14 protein-coding genes and 2 pseudogenes are annotated in these 18,823 nt (G+C 59.7%); 5 read left to right on the forward strand and 11 right to left on the reverse strand.

The window, feature by feature from the left end; translation table 11 throughout:
* Positions 1–152: pseudogene (locus CKW26_RS30150) on the forward strand (IS4 family transposase); the annotation flags it as partial.
* 31 nt (positions 153–183) lie between these two features.
* Here the strand turns inward: CKW26_RS30150 and CKW26_RS30555 are convergent.
* The 3 genes and pseudogenes from CKW26_RS30555 to CKW26_RS22645 all read right to left on the reverse strand — a co-directional run bounded on the left by CKW26_RS30555 (position 184) and on the right by CKW26_RS22645 (position 2,036).
* A pseudogene (locus tag CKW26_RS30555) lies at positions 184–436 on the reverse strand (helix-turn-helix domain-containing protein).
* Between the two features lie 101 nt (positions 437–537).
* A complete protein-coding gene (locus CKW26_RS22640; protein WP_095050239.1) occupies positions 538–900 on the reverse strand; it encodes a DUF6124 family protein in 363 nt (120 codons plus the stop codon).
* Positions 901–1,367: 467 nt separating this feature from the next.
* The gene (locus CKW26_RS22645; RefSeq protein WP_095050240.1) at positions 1,368–2,036 is read right to left on the reverse strand and encodes a polysaccharide lyase family 7 protein; all 669 of its coding nucleotides are present in this window, start codon (positions 2,034–2,036) and stop codon (positions 1,368–1,370) included.
* Positions 2,037–2,357: 321 nt separating this feature from the next.
* On the opposite strand from CKW26_RS22645, the gene CKW26_RS22650 reads away from it, so the two are divergent.
* From CKW26_RS22650 to CKW26_RS22660, 3 genes are read left to right on the forward strand one after another with little or no spacing between them, the layout of a single operon-like run.
* Complete coding sequence (locus tag CKW26_RS22650) at positions 2,358–4,481, forward strand: bifunctional diguanylate cyclase/phosphodiesterase (RefSeq protein WP_095050241.1); 2,124 nt, start codon at positions 2,358–2,360, stop codon at positions 4,479–4,481.
* Between the two features lie 43 nt (positions 4,482–4,524).
* On the forward strand, positions 4,525–5,019 hold the full coding sequence (locus CKW26_RS22655; RefSeq protein WP_095050242.1) for a M48 family metallopeptidase: 495 nt from the start codon (positions 4,525–4,527) through the stop codon (positions 5,017–5,019).
* Positions 5,020–5,043: 24 nt separating this feature from the next.
* On the forward strand, positions 5,044–5,340 hold the full coding sequence (locus CKW26_RS22660; protein ID WP_008081019.1) for a helix-turn-helix domain-containing protein: 297 nt from the start codon (positions 5,044–5,046) through the stop codon (positions 5,338–5,340).
* 187 nt (positions 5,341–5,527) lie between these two features.
* On the opposite strand, the gene CKW26_RS22665 is transcribed toward CKW26_RS22660, so the two are convergent.
* The gene (locus CKW26_RS22665; protein ID WP_034153611.1) at positions 5,528–5,980 is read right to left on the reverse strand and encodes a GNAT family N-acetyltransferase; all 453 of its coding nucleotides are present in this window, start codon (positions 5,978–5,980) and stop codon (positions 5,528–5,530) included.
* A gap of 255 nt (positions 5,981–6,235) precedes the next feature.
* Between CKW26_RS22665 and CKW26_RS22670 the strand changes: the two genes are divergently transcribed.
* Complete coding sequence (locus CKW26_RS22670; protein ID WP_095050243.1) at positions 6,236–6,973, forward strand: ABC transporter substrate-binding protein; 738 nt, start codon at positions 6,236–6,238, stop codon at positions 6,971–6,973.
* A 142-nt stretch (positions 6,974–7,115) separates the two neighbouring features.
* On the opposite strand, the gene yccS is transcribed toward CKW26_RS22670, so the two are convergent.
* The 7 genes from yccS to betA form a co-directional block, all read right to left on the reverse strand.
* Positions 7,116–9,299 (reverse strand): YccS family putative transporter, encoded by a 2,184-nt coding sequence (yccS, locus tag CKW26_RS22675; protein WP_095050244.1) that lies wholly within the window; start codon positions 9,297–9,299, stop codon positions 7,116–7,118.
* A gap of 254 nt (positions 9,300–9,553) precedes the next feature.
* Positions 9,554–10,732 carry an NAD(P)/FAD-dependent oxidoreductase gene (locus CKW26_RS22680; RefSeq protein ID WP_095050245.1) on the reverse strand — a complete coding sequence of 393 codons (1,179 nt, stop codon included), beginning with the start codon at positions 10,730–10,732 and terminating at the stop codon, positions 9,554–9,556.
* A 131-nt stretch (positions 10,733–10,863) separates the two neighbouring features.
* The gene (gene dbpA / locus CKW26_RS22685; RefSeq protein WP_008085781.1) at positions 10,864–12,249 is read right to left on the reverse strand and encodes an ATP-dependent RNA helicase DbpA; all 1,386 of its coding nucleotides are present in this window, start codon (positions 12,247–12,249) and stop codon (positions 10,864–10,866) included.
* An 80-nt stretch (positions 12,250–12,329) separates the two neighbouring features.
* On the reverse strand, positions 12,330–13,757 hold the full coding sequence (gene mdtD / locus CKW26_RS22690) for a multidrug transporter subunit MdtD (protein ID WP_093429880.1): 1,428 nt from the start codon (positions 13,755–13,757) through the stop codon (positions 12,330–12,332).
* A 150-nt stretch (positions 13,758–13,907) separates the two neighbouring features.
* Positions 13,908–15,245, reverse strand: coding sequence for a TldD/PmbA family protein (locus CKW26_RS22695; protein ID WP_095050246.1), 1,338 nt, complete (start codon positions 15,243–15,245; stop codon positions 13,908–13,910).
* Positions 15,245–16,687 (reverse strand): TldD/PmbA family protein, encoded by a 1,443-nt coding sequence (locus tag CKW26_RS22700; protein WP_095050247.1) that lies wholly within the window; start codon positions 16,685–16,687, stop codon positions 15,245–15,247. The genes CKW26_RS22695 and CKW26_RS22700 overlap by 1 nt, the downstream gene beginning before the upstream one ends.
* A gap of 256 nt (positions 16,688–16,943) precedes the next feature.
* Entirely contained in the window at positions 16,944–18,647 is a 1,704-nt protein-coding gene (gene betA, locus CKW26_RS22705) for a choline dehydrogenase (protein WP_095050248.1), read from the reverse strand.
* Positions 18,648–18,823: the final 176 nt, after the last annotated feature.

Genomic DNA, 18,823 nt, shown 5'->3' on the forward strand with positions numbered 1-18,823 from the left:
CTGATTGCTCAGAGGCGCGTCGGAAATCGGCCTGGTCGTATCGAGCCGCGAGCCATAAAACGAAGACCTCAAGCCTACCCCTTGCTGACCAAACCACGTCGGTCAGCAAGGGCAGATGTCAGAAAAACGGGCACCCAAAACATGTTAAGTAAGTGCCATTCAAGTCTGTCCCCTTTTTCCCTTTTATTTGAATAAATCTCTAATCTCTTCAAAGGTTGGCATCGTTGCTGGAACCACCGAGAGTTCGCAGTCCAACGCAGCCAAAACGCGCGCGTAAGCGATCATGCCAACAGAAAGGGTACCTTTCTCCACCGCTATGACTTTGTATCGCGTCAGTCCCGCCAGATCGGAAAGCTGAGCCTGCGTCAGGCCACGATTTATACGTTTTTCACGTAATTGAATGCCCAGACGGGTAATTAAAAAGAGAGTAATCCATGTTGCGCTACCGTAACATTTTGATCTCAATGTGGCGTATGCGGAACATTTAATCTATTTGGCTCAAGAAGCCCGTCGTGAGACGGGCTTCTTTGTGAACGACTACTCCTTTAGTTCAACGTGATCCAGTGCCTGATTTACCGCCAATTCACCGAGCATGACCACTTGCGCAATGCCTAGGGCAGTCTTGCGGTGTGAGGTGTCGAGCATGGCGGCGAAGTTGTTGAGCATTTCGCTGGCTGAACCCAGAGTTTCGCTGGCGTTGGCCAGCAGGGATTCGGTGTTGTACTTCGGGTTGGCGAGGTACATGGGCTCGGGTTTATGCGTGCTGGCCATGATGAAGGCGGACGGTTTGAGGTAATGGTCAAGGGCGCGTTCGGCGGCGTCGTTGAGTTTTTTTGAATCGAGGGATTCGTAGGGGGATGCGAGATCTGTTTCTGGCGGGTGTGGCGTTGATCTGATCATGTTTCGTCTCCGGTAAATGGAGCCGACACCGGATCGCTACTAAACGAAGGGGTGGCAGCTGAACGCAGGTTAGTAGACCGGGGAGACGCGACCGGCGCACCCGAAGGCGCCCTGCGTACAGCTACCATCAAGTGCAGGCTTAGAAATACCTGACTGAACGGATGCACATACGCTTCGCGTAACCTCGGGCTACTAAACCCGATCACTGGAAATCAGTGACGCGAATCAAGTTACCGATGGCCCGCCAGGCGCACAAGCCGGCGGATTCTGGCGTAGTGGTAGGCAACGACGCAAGGTGTTGTAGGCATCCGGAAGTAACCGCCGACAGATCTAAACAGCACTGTTTAAAGGTAGGAGCTGCCGAAGGCTGCGATCTTTTGATTTTGTCTTTTTAGAATCAAAAACAAGATCAAAAGATCGTCCGATCGCGGCCCGAGCCTTCGGCAGCTCCTACGGTGGGGATTGGGCTATTTGTCGTGATCGATGTCGAGTTTGGAGAAGGTCACTTGGCCACCTTCGCTGGTGTACCCGGTGTTGTCCTGCACATAAACCCCAGCCTTGAAATACAGCGGCTTGTTGCGCCACGTCGCACTGATCTGTGAATCCCACTGATAACCCGCCGCACTCACACCCAGTGCACCGCCAGGACTGAGGTGAATGAGGTAGTTGAATTCGCGATCCAGTTTGACCCCGGTCGCAAGGGTGATGACGCGGCTTTCGTCGTCGTCCGGGTGCATGCGCACCTTGATCACCAGGTTGCCGGTTTCGGTTTTTGTCTTGTACTGATACTCAAGTTTGACCATCGGCTTCTGGCTTTCATAAGCATGAATCTGGCCGATGACGATCTTGCCGGAGCTCGGTACTTTGTTCACCGTGACGGTCGCGCGCAATGAATTGTCGGCATCCGGGTAATACCAGTTGCGCAGGGTGCCGTTGCTGTAGGTTTCGCGCAGTTCGGTGCGCGGATAAATGGCGTTTTCGGTTTTTGACCCGGTAACCGGTGACCAGAAGAACAAGGTGCCGGTGTCGGAATGGAAGTACTGATCTTTGAAGCCGTTCACCAGTTTGGAGGTTTCGACGGTGTATGGCGGGCTGCCAACGGGAACGCTGAGGTTCCAGGTTGCGAGATCGATCATGTCGGTTCTTCCACTCAAGTTTCACTGCACGTACGTGCCAGAAGCTCTAGCCCGCACGTTTTGGGGCGGACTTTATAAGCGTAGAGGGATTTTTTGTTAATGCCCGTTTGGCAGATGATTGACGTCAACATCCTGTCGAAATGCCATCTCTGCCGGTTTCCGGGGGCTTCAGCGGTGACCGTTAGTCGGCAAATTCACGCTTTGGTTAAATGATGGCCTGATGACAGCTTCTGCTTTCTTGGATCCAGTACTAGAGTGAAGGCTCAGTATGTGTGCGGTTTTTACCGGAAACCGACCGAAAGTCCCGACAAGAGAAGCAGCATGGAATGCGCGCAACCCCCGCCAGGTGAAGGCAGCTCTGTCCTTTTGATCGTTGATGATTACCCTGAAAATCTGATCAGCATGCGCGCGTTGCTGCAGCGCCAGGATTGGCACGTCCTCACGGCAGCCTCCGGTTTCGAAGCGCTCAATATTCTGCTCTCCCACGACGTCGATCTGGTGCTGCTGGACGTGCAGATGCCGGGCATGGACGGCTTTGAAGTCGCGCGCCTGATGCGTGGCAGCCAGCGCACGCGCCTGACGCCGATCATCTTTCTGACCGCCAACGAGCAATCCCAGGACGCCGTGATCAAGGGCTATGCCAGTGGTGCGGTGGATTACCTGTTCAAGCCGTTCGACCCGCAGATCCTCAAGCCTAAGGTGCAGGCGTTGCTGGAACACCAGCGTAATCGCCGCGCGTTGCAGCGCCTGAGTCATGACCTGGAAGTGGCGCGCGCCTTCAATGCCTCGGTGTTGGATAACGCCGCCGAGGGCATTCTGGTGGTGGGCGAAGACGGTTTGATCCGTTTTGCCAATCCGGCGATTTCGCGGTTATTGAATGCGCCGGTGAAGGAGCTGGAAGGTAAAGAGTTTCTCGATTTTCTTCAGAAGCCGCACATTCCGCTGTGGGCCGATTCCGAGTTTTATGCCAGCTACAAGCGTGGCGAGACGTTAAGGCTGCACGACGCCTTGCTGCGCACCGCGCCCGGCCAGCAAGTGCCGGTGGCGCTGTCCTGTGCGGCGTTGCCCGCCGAACAGCATGCGATGGTGGTGACCGTGCTCGATATGTCGGTGGTGCGTCACTTGCACCAACAACTGGAATTCCAGGCGGTGACCGATCCACTGACCGGGTTGCTCAACCGGCGCGGGTTTTACCAGACTGTTGAAAATCTGCTGTTGCGTGGTGAGCGCAGTGATAGCAGTTGGGTCTTGCTGTATCTGGATCTTGATGGCTTCAAACGGGTCAACGATTCACTCGGTCACGATGCCGGCGATCGGGTGTTGCGCTGGGTTTCCGAGCAATTGAAGGCATGTCTGCGGCCGTTCGACATTCTTGCGCGCATGGGCGGCGATGAATTTACCGCGCTGCTGGATCTGGAGTTTCCCGAGCAAGCGGCGAAGATTGCCGAAAAACTCATCGAACGGGTGTCGATCTGTCAGCAGATTGAAGGGTTGGACATCGCTCTCGGTGCCAGCATCGGCATCGCCACTTACCCGGACTGCGGCTCCAACCTTGACGGATTGCTGCGTGCCTCCGACATCGCCATGTATGAAGCCAAGCGCGCCGGACGTCAGCAATATCGCTTTTATGATCATGAAATGAACGGCAGGGCGCGTTCGCGATTGATGCTTGAAGAAAGTGTGCGTGCGGCCATCGAGAACCGCGATTTCAACTTGGTGTATCAGCCGCAAGTGGCCATCGACACGGGCCAGATTCGTGGCTTCGAAGCCTTGTTGCGTTGGCAGCATCCGAGCGTTGGCGATGTGCCGCCGGGGTTGTTCTTGCCGTTGCTGGAAGAGGCGCGGCTGATCAGCCGCCTCGGCAGCTGGATTTATCATCGTGGTGCCGGTCAGCGCAAAGCCTGGGAAACCCTGTTTGCCGAGGATCTGGTGCTCGGTGTGAGTTTGAGCAACACCCAGTTCAGCCTGCCGAATCTGGTCACCGAGTTGCGTCAGGTGATGGAACGACATGCCTTGCAGCCTCGGCAACTGGAGGTCGAGGTCACCGAAGAAGCGCTGATGCAGAATCCCGACGAAACCCGCAAACAACTGCGGTTGCTGCGCAATCTGGGCGTGCGGGTGGCGCTGGATGACTTCGGTTCCGGGCCGTGTTCGCTGGCGCATCTGCGTGATCTGGAGCTGGATACCCTCAAGCTTGATCGCCATCTTATTGCGCGGTTGCCGGACTCCAAACGCGACGCCTCGCTGGTCAGTACGGTGATCAGTCTGTGCAAACAATACGGTTTGCTGGTGATTGCCGAGGGGGTGGAAACCATCGAGCAATACCAATGGCTGCAAGCCCATGGCTGCGAATACGTGCAGGGTTTCCTCGTCGCGCGGCCGCTGATGGCCGAGGACGCGGTCAGCTTCGCCGAGCCGTTTGACTGGAGCGCACTGCCCGGTTGAATTCGCTACACTGGCGCACCTTTTCGAACCGTGTCGCTCGTCCATGACTGTGTTGAAGTACCTCCAGGCCTATCCCGCGCAATTACAGGATCAGGTGCGTCAACTGATTGCCGAAGGGCGTCTGGGTGATTACCTGAATCAACGCTATTCGGGGCGCCACGACGTGCAGAGCGACAAGGCTTTGTACAGCTACGCGCTGGACCTGAAGCAGGAATACCTGCGCAACGCCCCGGCCATCGACAAGGTGCTGTTCGACAACCGCCTTGACCTGACCCACCGCGCACTGGGTCTGCACACCACGGTGTCGCGAGTGCAGGGCGGCAAGCTCAAGGCCAAGAAAGAGATTCGTATCGCCTCGTTGTTCAAGGAGGCCGCGCCGGACTTTCTGAAAATGATCGTCGTGCATGAACTGGCGCACTTCAAGGAATCGGATCACAACAAGGCGTTCTATAAATTGTGCGAGCACATGCTGCCGGGGTATCACCAGGTCGAGTTTGATCTGCGTGTGTATCTGACGTGGCGCGATATGCAGGCTTAACAGTACGCAACCAGGAAGGTGTGGATGGACGTCAGCAAGACCAAAAGCAGTTTCTACCGTCGCTTATATGTGGCGTACCTGATCGACAGCGGTCTGGCGCCGAGTGTGCCGACGCTGACCGACGTGACCGGCATGCCCCGGCGCACGGCGCAGGACACGATTGCCGCGTTGGCCGATCTGGATATCGTTTGTGAGTTCGAGCAGGAAGAGGGCGCGCGCAATCACGCCGGGCGCTATCGGATTCGCGAGTGGGGAGCGATTGATCGTGGGTGGATCGAGCGTAATTTGCGGCAGATCAAGGCAGTTCTGGAGTATCCCTGAAAAAGAGCCCCTCACCCAGCCCTCTCCCGGAGGGAGAGGGCGCCGATTGGGGGATATTGGAGAGATACGCCGACCTGAACGAATTGCTGTGAATCCATAATCGACGCGGTTTTTCAGGTCGATGTCTGACGCAAGACAACTCGGTCAGTCCCCTCTCCCACTGGGAGAGGGCTAGGGTGAGGGCTGTTCAGGCCCGACGCATCCCAATGTGTGGAATGTCATCCTCCAGATACTCTTCACCCGCCACAACAAACCCGTACCGACCGTAATACCCCTGCAAATGCGCCTGCGCCGACAAATAGATCGGCACTTGCGGCCAGTGCTTCTCGGCCTGTTTCAGTGCTTGCTCCATCATTTCGTGCCCCAGCCCTTTGCCGCGCCCTTGCGGTGCGGTAATCACGCGGCCGATCACCACGTCACCCCCCTGGGATTCCGGATCCAGCAGGCGCAGGTACGCCATCAACTGGTCATCCTCCCACCCCATCAGATGGTAGGTGTCGCCTTCCAGATCCTGGCCATCGAGGTCCGGATAGGCGCATTTCTGCTCGACGACGAACACGTCCGAGCGCAGCTTCAACAGCGCGTATAGCTGTTCCTTGCCCAGATCACTGTGATGTTTGCAGACCCATTCGATTGTCATTTGCCGATTCCTTGAACGTGTCGCCCGATACTAAGCGCCCACGGCAAAGATGTCTGTATGGCGTAAGAGTCTGTGACAAGGGTCAAAATGCCATCATTCCTTTCTCGCAGCCTCGGTGACTTTGTGTAATCTGCTGGAGAGCCCTGTGCACTGGCTGCAATGAGCTAATGTTAGGGCCTGGGTTTTGCCGGTAAGGGGCCTTGGGGTTTTGGCTGAAAACATGCTGGGCAACTCGCCCGCTAAGGATTTTCAAGCATGCCGCGTTTGCATCGAGCCGTTGCTTTGACCGGATTGCTCTTGCTGGCTCAGACCGCTGCAGCGGAGAAGCTGCGGCTGGTGTTTGATATCTGGCCACCCTTTACCGACGACACGCTAGTCAACGGCGGTCTGGCTACCGACATTGTCACCACCGCACTCGCCCGGGCCGGCTATGCCAGCGGTTATGAGCAGGTGCCGTGGGCGCGGGCGCTGCTTGGCGTCGGCGAGGGCCGCTACGATGTGTTGGTCAACGCCTGGTACAACGACGAACGCACCAGGTTCGGCCAGTTCTCCGGGGAATACCTGCTCAACCGCATCCGCTTTCTCAAGCGCAAAGACACGCCACTCGACTATTCCAATCTGCAGCAACTGCACACCTATCCGATTGCGGTGGTGCGCGGCTACGCCTATTCGGCGCCGTTCGATGCCGACACGGCGTTGCAGAAAGTCCCTGTGCATAACTTCGCCATGGCCGTGCGCATGCTCGCGGCAGATCGGGTCAAGTTGACGCTGGAGGATGAATATGTGGCGAAGTATTACCTGGCGCGGGAATCCGCCAAGGTGCGCGATTCGGTGGAGTTTTTACCCAAGCCGTTGAGTGAGAACAGCCTGCATATATTGGTGAGCCTGAAGAATCCGCAGCATGAGCAGATTGTCGCGGGGTTTGATAAGGCGATTGCGGCGATGAAGGCGGATGGGAGTTATGACAAGTTGTTGAGGCAGCATGGGATGTGAGTTTCTGATTTCAGAGTTGCGTTGTTGCTGATGGCCTCATCGCTGGCAAGTCGAATCGTCGCACCGCAGCTCCCACAGGTTTTGCGGTGTACACAAATCCTGTGGGAGCTGGCTTGCCAGCGATGAGGCCCGCCAAGGCAACTCAAACTTCGGCGGTGTCCTTGATCAGATGCGCCGCCAACGTCCGCAGCGGCCCCAACTGCCTGCAAATCAACGCCAGTTGCGTCTGCACCAACCGCTGCCCCTCATCGATCTCATCGGCCATCTGCTCCAGCTCATTGGCCAGCGCTTCTTCTTCATCACTCTGAATCGCCACCGGCTGCTTGTTGGCCAGCCCTTGGGCGATTTCATCAATACTCGTCGCCAGTTTCACCCCGGCGCCTTCGATCAAATGCTCGCGCACATCCGCCGGCAACTGCGTCTCGCGATGCGCGCCCAGCCCTGACAGATAACTCAGCAAGGTGTGCGACAGCACCAGAAAGCGGAAGCCGACATCGGCTTCCTTACGGAAATGCCCCGGCTCCATGAGCATGTTCGCCAGCGTTGTCGACAGCGCCGCATCGGCGTTGTGCGCGTTGCGGCGGGCCAGCCGATAGGCGAGGTCATCACTCTTGCCGGCGGCGTATTGCTGCATGATCTGGCGCAGGTAGATGCTGTTGCAGGTCAGGGTGTTGGCCAGCACTTTGTTAAGGCGTCGGCCCTGCCAGTCCGGTAGGAACAGGAACACCGTCAGACCGGCAATCAGGCTGCCAAGCAAGGTATCGAACAACCGTGGCAGGAACAGTCCGTAACCGTCACCGACCTGATTGAAGCAGAACAGCACCATGATGGTGATCGCCGCTGTCGCCAGGGTGTAGCGGGTGGTGCGGTTGGTAAAGAACACCACGCCGGCAGCGATGGCGAAACACGACTGCACCAACGGGCTCGGGAACAGATCGAACAGCGCCCACGCCACGGTCAGGCCGATGGCGGTACCGAAAATCCGCTGACCGAGTTTGCGCCGCGTCGCGCCGTAGTTCGGCTGGCAGACGAACAGCGTGGTGAGGATGATCCAGTAACCCTGCGACGGGTGAATCAAATGCACCATGCCGTAACCGATACTCAGCGCCAATGGCAGGCGCAGGGCATGCCGGAACAGCAGAGACGTCGGCGTCAGTTGCGTGCGCAGGCGCACCCAGACGTCTTTGAGGTTGCGCGGCGAACGGTCGAGCAGGCTGCTGTCAGTCGCATCGGCCAAGGCGTCGGGGTTGCTCGCGTCGCTAAGCAAGCGGTCGAGGGTGCCGAGGTTGGCCGCCAGTGCGCGCAGCGAACGCAGCAATCCGCGCCAGGCCGGATTGCTCTGGATGCGCAGGTGTTCGAGGGAGGCGTCGAGGTCGCTGAGGGCTTCGGCGAAACTCGCGTCATAAATAAATGGCTGGCGCATCTGGATCGATTCGGCCAGAGCGCGGCAGGCCTTGCCTTGCTGGCGCAACAGGCGTTGGCAGCGGAACAGCACGTCGCTGTGGAAGAACGCTTCGGCCAGTGCGTTGTACGGATAGTGCGAAGAACTCGCGCGTTCGTGGATGTCCTGAGCGAGGAAGTACAGCTTCAGATAACGGCTGACTTTCGAGCCGGGGCGGCCATTGCCGACGCGGTGCAGAATGATTTCCTTGGCACTGTTCAGCGCCGCCACCACGCGACCGTTTTGCTGGGCCAGTTCCAGCCGCCGGGCTTCGACGTCCATCTGCCGGATCGGCTCGAACAGCGAAGATTTCAGCTTCAGGTAAAACCCCAGTTCGCGGAACAGTCGCGCCAGACTCTGCTGCACCGGCTGGTTGGAAAACATTGCCTGCCACAACACCGAGAGCAAGCCGTACCACGCCGCACCGGCGACCAGCAGCATCGGCTCGTGCCAGAAGTCGGTGACCGCGCCACCGCGCTGGTCAACACCGATCATCGTGTACACCGACAGAATCAGCGTCGCCGAGGCAATCGCGCCATAGCGCTCGCCGAGCGCCCCGAGCATGGTCAGGCCGAAACTGGCCAGCGCCAAAGCAATGGCAAACACAATGGGGTAAGGGAAGAGCAATTCCACCGACAGCGCGGCGATGCTGAAACACACCAGGGTCACGGCGAGGGCGTTGAGGCGGCCCTGCCAACTGTCGTCGGTTTCGGCCAGGGCGCTGGCGATAATCCCCAGGAACAACGGGATCAGCAGGCCCATTTCATCCTGATACCAACACAGCGCCATGCTGCCGGTCAGGGCGATGAACACCCGCACGCTGTAGCTGAATTTATCCAGCGCCCACAGGCGCCGCAAAGACTGACGAAACGAGGTCGAGGACATGAAGTGCGAAGGCCTTCCGAGGCGATGCCGCTAAATTGAGCCAGTAATGACGCCGACGCAATGGCGCCGATCACATCTGACAGCAAAAAGTGTTCCTTTGAGATCTTGTGTAGAACTAAATCTTGAATTGGGCACGGAACCCTGTGGGAGCTGGCTTGCCAGCGATGGCTGCATGACAGTCAACAATGATGTTGGATCTGCCGGCCTCATCGCTGGCAAGCCAGCTCCCACAGGTTTTTGTATTTAGCTTTGAATTAAGCGTACTGCGCGGCAGCGTAGCCGGAGGCCCAGGCCCACTGAAAGTTGAAACCGCCCAGATGCCCGGTCACGTCGAGCACTTCGCCGATGAAATACAGGCCAGGGCTTTTCAGTGATTCCATGGTCTTGGACGACACCTCGCGGGTATCGACGCCACCGAGCGTTACCTCGGCCGTGCGATAACCTTCGGTCCCCGCCGGCACCACTTTCCAGCTGCCCAGCTTGTCGGCGATTTCCGCCAGTTCCGCGTGGGTGTACTGCTTCATCGGCTTGGACACGAACCAGTTGTCCGCCAGTAGATTGGCCATCTTCTTGGTGAAAATCTCACCGAGCAGGGTTTTCAATTCACTGTTCGGACGCTCGGCCACTTGCTGCTGCAGCCAGCTCGCCGCGTCGTGATCCGGCAGCAGGTTGATCTCAACCGTGTCGCCGGATTCCCAGAACGATGAAATCTGCAAAATCGCCGGGCCACTGAGGCCACGGTGAGTGAACAGAATATTCTCGCGAAAGCTCTGATCGTTGCAGCTCACCAGACAATCCACCGAAGTGCCGGACAGCTCGGTGCACAGTTCCTTGAGCTGATCGGTGATGGTGAACGGCACCAGCCCGGCGCGGGTCGGCAGCAGTTCATGGCCGAACTGTTTGGCCACTTGATAACCGAAACCGGTGGCGCCCAGCGTCGGGATCGACAGACCGCCGGTGGCGATCACCAGCGACTGGCACTGGATCTGGCCCAGTGTGGTGTCGAGCAGGTAACCGCTTTCGATCTTCTCGATGGTCTGGATTGAGGTGTCCAGATGCAGCTCCACACCGACCTGATCGCACTCGGTCAGGAGCATTTCGAGGATGTCGCTGGATTTGTTATCGCAGAACAACTGGCCGAGTTTCTTCTCGTGGTACGGCACGGCGTGTTTGCCGACCATGCCGATGAAATCCCACTGGGTGTAGCGCGCCAGTGCCGATTTGCAGAAGTGCGGGTTCTGCGAGAGGAAATTGCTCGGTTCGGTGTACATGTTGGTGAAATTGCAGCGACCACCGCCCGACATCAGGATTTTCTTGCCGGCCTTGTTCGCGTGGTCGAGCAGCAACACCTGACGCCCGCGTCCGGCAGCGGTCAGTGCACACATCAACCCAGCGGCGCCAGCGCCAATGATCACGACTTCGGTAGAGCGCAAAACGGTGTCCTCACACAATGATCATTCCCACGCTCTGCGTGGGAATGCCGCCATGGACGCTCTGCGTCCGTTGTTATGTGACGCGGAGCGTCACGGGATGCATTCCCACGCAGAGCGTGGGAACGATCAGGTCAGAGGATGCGGACGCGCAGCGAACGGCCCTTGATCTTGCCGTCGTTCAAACGCTGCAAGGCTTGCATGGCCACGGTGCGGTCCACGGCTACATAAGCCTGGAAGTCGAAAATCGCGATCTTGCCAACCTGCGCACCCGGAATGCCGGCATCGCCAGTCAGTGCGCCCAGAATGTCGCCCGGGCGAACCTTGTCTTTACGGCCCGCGCCGATGCACAGCGTGGTCATCGGCGGTTGCAGCGGGGCGAGGCCCTGGGACTTGAGGTTATCGACCTGATCCCAGTTCAGCGGCGACTTCTGCAGTTGTTCGATGGCTTGCGCGCGGTGCGCTTCGCCCGGTGCAACCAGACTGATCGCGATGCCTTTCTCGCCAGCGCGACCGGTACGGCCAACGCGGTGAATGTGGATTTCCGAATCGCGCGCCAGTTCGACGTTAATCACCATGTCTAGCGCATCGATGTCCAGACCACGGGCGGCGACGTCGGTGGCAACCAGTACCGAGGTACTGCGGTTGGCGAACATCGCCAGCACCTGATCGCGGTCACGCTGTTCCAGATCGCCGTGCAGGCCGACGGCGGAAATGCCCTTGGCGGTCAGGTGATCAACGGTTTCCTGCACTTGCTGCTTGGTGAAGCAGAACGCCACGCACGATGCCGGGCGGAAGTGGTGCAGGACTTTGGTCACCACGCTCATGCGATCTTCCGGGGAAATCTCGTAGAAACGCTGCTCGATCTGCGTGTCATCGTGGAACGCTTCGGCTTTCACCGTTTGCGGATCACGCATGAACTTCGACGCCAGTTGCTTGATGCCCACCGGGTACGTCGCGGAGAACAGCAGGGTCTGACGACGTTCCGGGGTCTTGACGATGATGTCTTCGATGGCGTCGTAGAAACCCATGTCGAGCATGCGGTCGGCTTCGTCGAGAATCAGCGTATTCAGGCCATCGAGCACCAGCGAACCTTTGCGCAAGTGCTGCTGGATACGCCCCGGGGTGCCGACGATGATGTGCGCGCCGTGCTCCAGCGAAGCGATTTGCGGGCCGAACGACACGCCGCCGCACAGGGTCAGGACCTTGATGTTGTCTTCGGCACGGGCCAGACGACGGATTTCCTTGGCGACTTGGTCGGCCAGCTCACGCGTCGGGCAGATCACCAGCGCTTGGCAACCGAAATAGCGCGGGTTGATCGGGTTGAGCAGGCCGATGCCGAACGCGGCGGTCTTGCCGCTGCCGGTCTTGGCCTGGGCGATCAGGTCCATCCCCTTGAGGATCACCGGCAAGCTCTGCGCCTGGATCGGCGTCATCTGGGCATAACCGAGGGATTCGAGGTTAGCCAGCATGGCGGCGGACAGCGGCAGAGTATTAAAAGCGGTGGCGATGGTGGTCACGGGACTGGCCTGCAAAACAAAATGTCGCGCAGTGTAGCAGCCCCGTGCCACTTTCTTCGAAAGTTCTGGACGAACAGTGGTTAATGTTCGATGTGTTCTTCCGGACGTTTGGCGCGGCGCCCGTCTTCTTTCGACAGTTGCGAGAAGATCGTCGCGGCCAGCATCGCCATGATGCCGACGGTGACGAAGGTCAGCTGGAACGCACCCAGCACGGTTTCCACGCCATCGTTACCGATCTCTGCGGTAAACCCACCGAGCAAAGCACCGGCGCACGCCACCCCCAGGCTCAACGATAATTGCGCCACCACCGACAGCAAGCTGTTGCCGCTACTGGCGCTCGCATCGTCGAGATCGATCAGCGTCACCGTGTTCATCGCGGTGAATTGCAGCGAGTTGATCGCGCCGAGAATCGCCAGCAGACACAGTAGCAACCAGTACGGCGTCTGCTCGCTGACCAGGCCCATGCTCGCCAGCATGATCCCCAGTGCCAGGGTGTTGCCGGTGAGCACGATGCGATAACCAAGCCGCTCAATCAGCGGCCGTGCCATCCACTTGGCAAACATTGCCGCCGCCGCCAGTGGCAGCATGCTCATCCCCGCTTGCGACGGTGAATAGCCCAGCGCCACTTGCAGCAGCAACGGCACCAGAAATGGCAATGCGCCGCTGCCCAGGCGGGCAAAGAGGTTGCCGAGAATGCCGACGGCAAACGTGCGGGTCTTGAACAGCGATGGCGCGAACAGCGGGTTTTCGATGTGCCCGGCGCGCAACCAGTACGCCGCCAGACACGCCAGACCGGCGAACAGCAGCAACATCACCCGCAGATGCGGCAAGTGCAGTTCGCCAAGGCCTTCCATGGCGATGGTGATCAGGATCATCGCCGCGCCGAACAGCAGGAAACCCAGGCTATCGAAACGCGTGCGCTCGGTGCCGCGCAGGTCGGGAATGAATTTCCACACCGCGTAGCAACCAATCACGCCGACCGGCAGGTTGATCAGGAAAATCCAGTGCCACGTCAGGTACTCGACCATCCAGCCGCCCATGGTCGGGCCGATCAGCGGACCGAGCAGGCCGGGGATGGTGATGAAGCCCATGATCCGCACCAGTTCGGATCGCGGATAGGCGCGCAGTACGACGAGTCGCCCGACCGGTAGCATCAGCGCACCGCCCAGGCCCTGAATCACTCGGGCGCCGACCAGCATGCTCAGACTGCTCGACAAGGCGCAGAGCAGCGAGCCGAAGCTGAACAACAAGATCGCGCCGAAGAAGATTTTCTTGGTGCCGAAACGGTCGGCGATCCAGCCTGAGGCCGGTATCAGCAAGGCCACGGTGAGCATGTAGGCGATGATCACGCCCTGCATACGCAAGGGATCTTCGGCCAGATCGCGAGCCATGGCGGGCAGGGCGGTATTGAGAATGGTCCCGTCGAGGGACTGCATGAAGAAAGCGATGGCGACGACCCACGGCAACCAGCGGGCGGTGATGGCGTCGAGAGGCGGGCGGTTGGGCATGGAACCTCTTGTCGTTGGAGTTAATGCATATCCATGATCGTTCCCACGCTCTGCGTGGGAATGCCTCCACGGACGCTCCGCGTCCGCTTTTGGCTGGGACGCAGAGCGTCCCCTGCTGCATTCCCACGCAGAGCGTGGGAATGCTCGCCGTCAGAGGGTCAGAGTCAAACGGCTGACCAGCGCCCCCGGCAGCAACGCCGACGAAGTATTGCGCTGGCTGTACGTACTCGCTGACAGCAGCAACTCGCGCTCGGCGGTCAACGCTTCCAGCTGCGAACCGAGCAGGCTGTAAGCGCTATCGTCGAAGCGCATGGTGCTGACCGGCGCCTGGATCTCGCCGTTCTCGACCCAGAAGGTCGCGAAACGGGTCATGCCGGTCATGCGCGCCGCCGGTTGATCCGAGAAGTTCAGGTACCACAGGTTGCTGATGTACAGCCCGGTACCCAATTGCTTGAGGATCTCTGCTTGCGCCAGATCACCCGCCGCCATGTTCAACGCGCTTGGCATTTCACCGCCACCGGCGCCGTTGGCGGTCAGGCCATATTCCGCTGCACTGCGCGAGCCGACAAGTTGATCGCCAGCCTTGCCTTCGACGATCAGGCGCAAATCACTGCGCGGATACCCCTCGCCGGAAAACGCCGGGCTCAGCGATTCGCTGACTTTCTCATCCAGCGACAGCAGTGGACTGAACGCCTGATCGCCGACATACAGCTTCTGCAACGGGCTGCTCTTACTGGCGATCGACTGCGCCGAGAAACCGCCCCAGCTCAGCATGCCCATGATTTCTTCCAGCGCCGCCGGTGCCAGATACGCGCGGTACTGCCCCGGCGCCAAGGTGCGCAGTGGGCGGCCGAGAAACTCCAGTTGCTCGCGAGCCTGGCCGAAGCGCTTGGCGAAGCCTTCGCTGCTCCAGTCATGCCCGGCGTAGCTGGCTTTCACCGCTTCACCGTTCTCGTGGAACAGGCTGAAATCGAAGTTGAAGCTGTTCGCCTGATGCCAGCCAAACGCGCCTGAAGAACTGGCGAAACCACGGCTGATCGGGCCGGCCGCATAAAAGCCCACCAGATCCAGACCTTCAGCTGCAGCGCAGATTTCATCGACAACCTGCTCGGTGTCCGGCAGCGGATGTTCCTGCACGTTCTGACTCTGCCAGCCGTTGTGATTGAGCAGCAGGTACGGATCCTGCGGCAGCAACGGCAGGGTTTCGCGCAGTTGTTGCAGGCCTTCGGCGAGGCGTCGCAGATCGCCTTCCTGATCACCGGACAGGGTGACTTGCAGGTCGGCGTGGCGACCGTCGTTGATCAGTTTCAGAACGATATTGGCCTGCTGCACTTGCCCGGCCTGACGCACCTTGGCGTGATTGAAACGCACGAACGCCGAGGATTCGGCGGCAAAGCTGAGGGTGAACTGTTCCGGCTCGCGCACGCTGTCGCGCAGCCACTCGACCATGACCTTGAAGGCGTCGGACTGACTCTTCGAAATGCTCATCAGGCGTCTCCCCCAAACACATCAACGTTGCTGAATACGCAGGCCGGCGAAGCGTGGCCGACGCGGATCACCTGGTTCGGTTCGCCCTTGCCGCAGTTCGGCGTGCCCAGCACCTTGACGGTGTTGGCGTCGCCGACGGCGCGCAGGCTTTTCCAGAAGTGCGCGGAAATCGCCCGATAGTTCGGGTTTTTCACCACACCTTTGAGTTCACCGTTTTCGATCAACTGGCCCCATTCGCAGCCGAACTGGAATTTGTTGCGCGCATCGTCGATCGACCATGAGCGGTTGGTGCTCATCAGGATGCCGTTCTCGATGCCTTCGATCAGTTTGTTCAGAGGCTGATCGCCCGGTTCGATATTGAGGTTGGCCATGCGGTCGATCGGCGGCCGGTTCCAGCCGCAGGCGCGGCTGTTGGCAACGCCATCGAGGCCGGCGCGGAACTGCGACAGCGCACCGCCCAGCGGGCGCAACAACAGGCCATCGCGGATCAGGAATTGTTTGCTGGCCTTGCTGCCGTCGTCGTCATGACCGTAGCTGGCGAGTTCTTCGGGAATGCCCGGATCGAAGGTCACGTTGAGCAGCTTGGAGCCGTATTGCAGGCTGCCGAAGTCGCTGGCCTTGACGAAACTGGTGCCGGCGTAATTGCGCTCGTCGCCGAGGATGCGGTCGAGTTCCAGCGGGTGGCCGATGGATTCGTGGATTTGCAGCATCATTTGATCCGGCATCAACAGCAGGTCGCGCGGGCCTTGCGGGGTGTTCGGCGCGAGCAGCAGTTGCAAGGCCTGATCGGCGACTTGCGGGCCGGCGCCGATCAGGCCGCAGCGGCTGATCACGTCAGCGCCGCCCTGTTGGCCGAAGTTCTCGCGGCCGAGGCTACGGGTCTGGCTGTCGTTACCGTCGTAGGCGGTGACGTCGAGGCCTGGATAGACGAAGCGTTGGGCCTGGCGCAATTCAGCCCCGGCGCTGCTCAGGTAAATCTGTTCGACGTGGGTAATGCCAATGCTCACCTGCCAGTTCACCAGGCGCTCATCCTTTGGCACCGAGGCGGATTCCGCGCCGAGCAGCTCAAAACATTCGCTCAGGGACGGGAAGGCTTGGTCGAGATTGGGTGAAAAGTAATCAGCGCGATCGCTGGACACCGGCTGATCGCGCAGGTCGAGCAAGGCGTGTGGCTTGAGCCGGCGCGCTTGCAGCTCGGCGCGTTCGAGGGCGGCCTGCAGACCTTGTTGCGACAGGTCGTTGGTCGCCGCGTAGGCCTCAACGCCATTGACGCGCACGGTGAGCATCGCGCCTTCGTCGCGTCTCAGGCTCGGCGGCTCGGCGACATTCTTGCGCACCGACAGATATTGCCCGGACTCGCGTACATACCGCAGGGAAAAAAACTCAGCGCCCGTGCGCAAGGCAGCAAAGCGCTGCTTGAGCTGGGGGTGGAAATCGAACATTCGGGAACCTCCTTGTCAGGGGGAAGCGGTAGAGCAGCGGCGGGGAGGGGGTGAAACGGTTGCGCGAGGTCTAGAGTAGGCCTGCGTGGGGGTAGGATCAAGTGAAGAGGGGGTGTAGGGGGATTTACTGTGCGAGGCAGGAGATCGTTCCCACGCTCTGCGTGGGAACGCCGCCATGGACGCTCTGCGTCCGCTGTGTGACGCAGAGCGTCACGGGATGCATTCCCACGCAGAGCGTGGGAACGATCACTTCAGGCTACTGCGCAGCCGGGGTGATATCACGCATCGGTTTGCCCTTCACCGGCGCATCACCCGCGACGTAGTACGGCGCGGTGCTGCGCGGCAGCGGCTGGCGGCCACGGATCTTGTCGGCGATTTTCTCGGCGATCATGATCGTTGGCGCGTTGAGGTTGCCAGTGGTGATGATCGGCATGATCGAGGCATCGACCACACGCAGGCTCTGCATGCCGTGCACGCGACCTTCGCCATCCACTACAGCCATCTCGTCGGTGCCCATCTTGCACGAGCAGGACGGGTGGAACGCGGTTTCGGCGTGCTCGCGGATGAACTTGTCCAGCTGCTCATCGGTTTGCACTTCAATGCCCGGGCTGATTTCACGGCCACGGAAAGCGTCGAGTGCCGGCTGCTGCATGATTTCGCGGGTCAGGCGGATGCCGTCACGGAATTCCTGCCAGTCCTGTTCGGTAGCCATGTAGTTGAACAGGATGCTCGGGTGCTGGCGCGGGTCTTTCGACTTGGCCTGGATGCGACCACGGCTTGGCGAACGCATGGAACCCATGTGCGCCTGGAAACCGTGCTCTTTCACACCGTTGCTGCCGTTGTAGTTAATCGCTACCGGCAGGAAGTGGTACTGGATGTTCGGCCATTCGAATTCCGGACGCGAACGGATGAAACCGCCGGCTTCGAACTGGTTGCTGGCGCCGATGCCGGTGCCGTTGAACAGCCACTCGGCACCGATGGCTGGCTGGTTGTACCAGAGCAGCGACGGGTACAGCGAAACCGGCTGAGTGCACGCGTATTGCAGGTACAGCTCAAGGTGATCCTGCAGGTTTTCACCGACGCCCGGCAGGTCGTGAACGACCGGAATGTCGAGCGACTTCAGCAGTTCGGCAGGGCCGACACCGGAGCGCTGCAGAATCTGCGGCGAAGCGATGGCGCCGGAGCACAGCAGGACTTCTTTGCGCGCTTTGACTTCAACGCGTTCTTCCGCATCGCCGACCAGGTAACGCACACCGACGGCACGCTTGCCTTCGAACAGGATCTTGTCGGTCAGGGCGTGGGTGACGATGGTCAGGGTCGAACGCTTTTTGGCAACGTCAAGGTAGCCACGGGCGGTGGAAGCACGACGGCCGTTCGGCGTCACGGTGCGGTCCATCGGGCCGAAGCCTTCCTGCTGGTAACCGTTGAGGTCTTCGGTGCGCGGGTAACCGGCCTGCACGCCTGCTTCAACCATGGCGTGGAACAGCGGGTTATTGCCCGCCTTCGGCGTGGTCACACTGACCGGACCTTCGCCACCGTGGTAGTCGTTCGGGCCGATGTCGCGGGTTTCCGCTTTGCGGAAGTACGGCAGGCAGTCGAGGTACGACCAGTTTTCCAGGCCTGGCAGTTTCGCCCAGCCGTCGTAGTCCATAGCGTTACCACGGATGTAGCACATGCCGTTGATCAGCGAAGAACCGCCGAGGCCTTTGCCGCGACCGCATTCCATGCGGCGACCGTCCATGTGTGGCTCTGGATCGGTTTCGTAGGCCCAGTTGTAGCGACGACCTTGCAGCGGGAATGCCAGGGCAGCGGGCATTTGCGTGCGGAAGTCGAGACGGTAGTCAGGGCCGCCGGCTTCGAGCAGCAGAACGGTGACGCCTTCGTCTTCAGTCAGACGGGTCGCCAGGGTGTTACCGGCCGAGCCGGCACCGATGATGATGTAATCGAATTCTTGGGACATTGAATGCACCCTCTTTAGATATGGTCAGGTCTGACCTCGGCGAGTGCTGCGCACTCGAATCGCTGGCAAGTCAGCTCCCACAAAGATTGGGGGCTGCCACAGATTTGATGGACGACCCCAAAACTGTGGGAGCTGGCTTGCCAGCGAAGAGGCCTTCGCGGGCAATGCAAATCTCG

Source organism: Pseudomonas sp. Irchel s3h9, assembly GCF_900187475.1.
GTDB lineage: Bacteria > Pseudomonadota > Gammaproteobacteria > Pseudomonadales > Pseudomonadaceae > Aquipseudomonas > Aquipseudomonas neuropathica.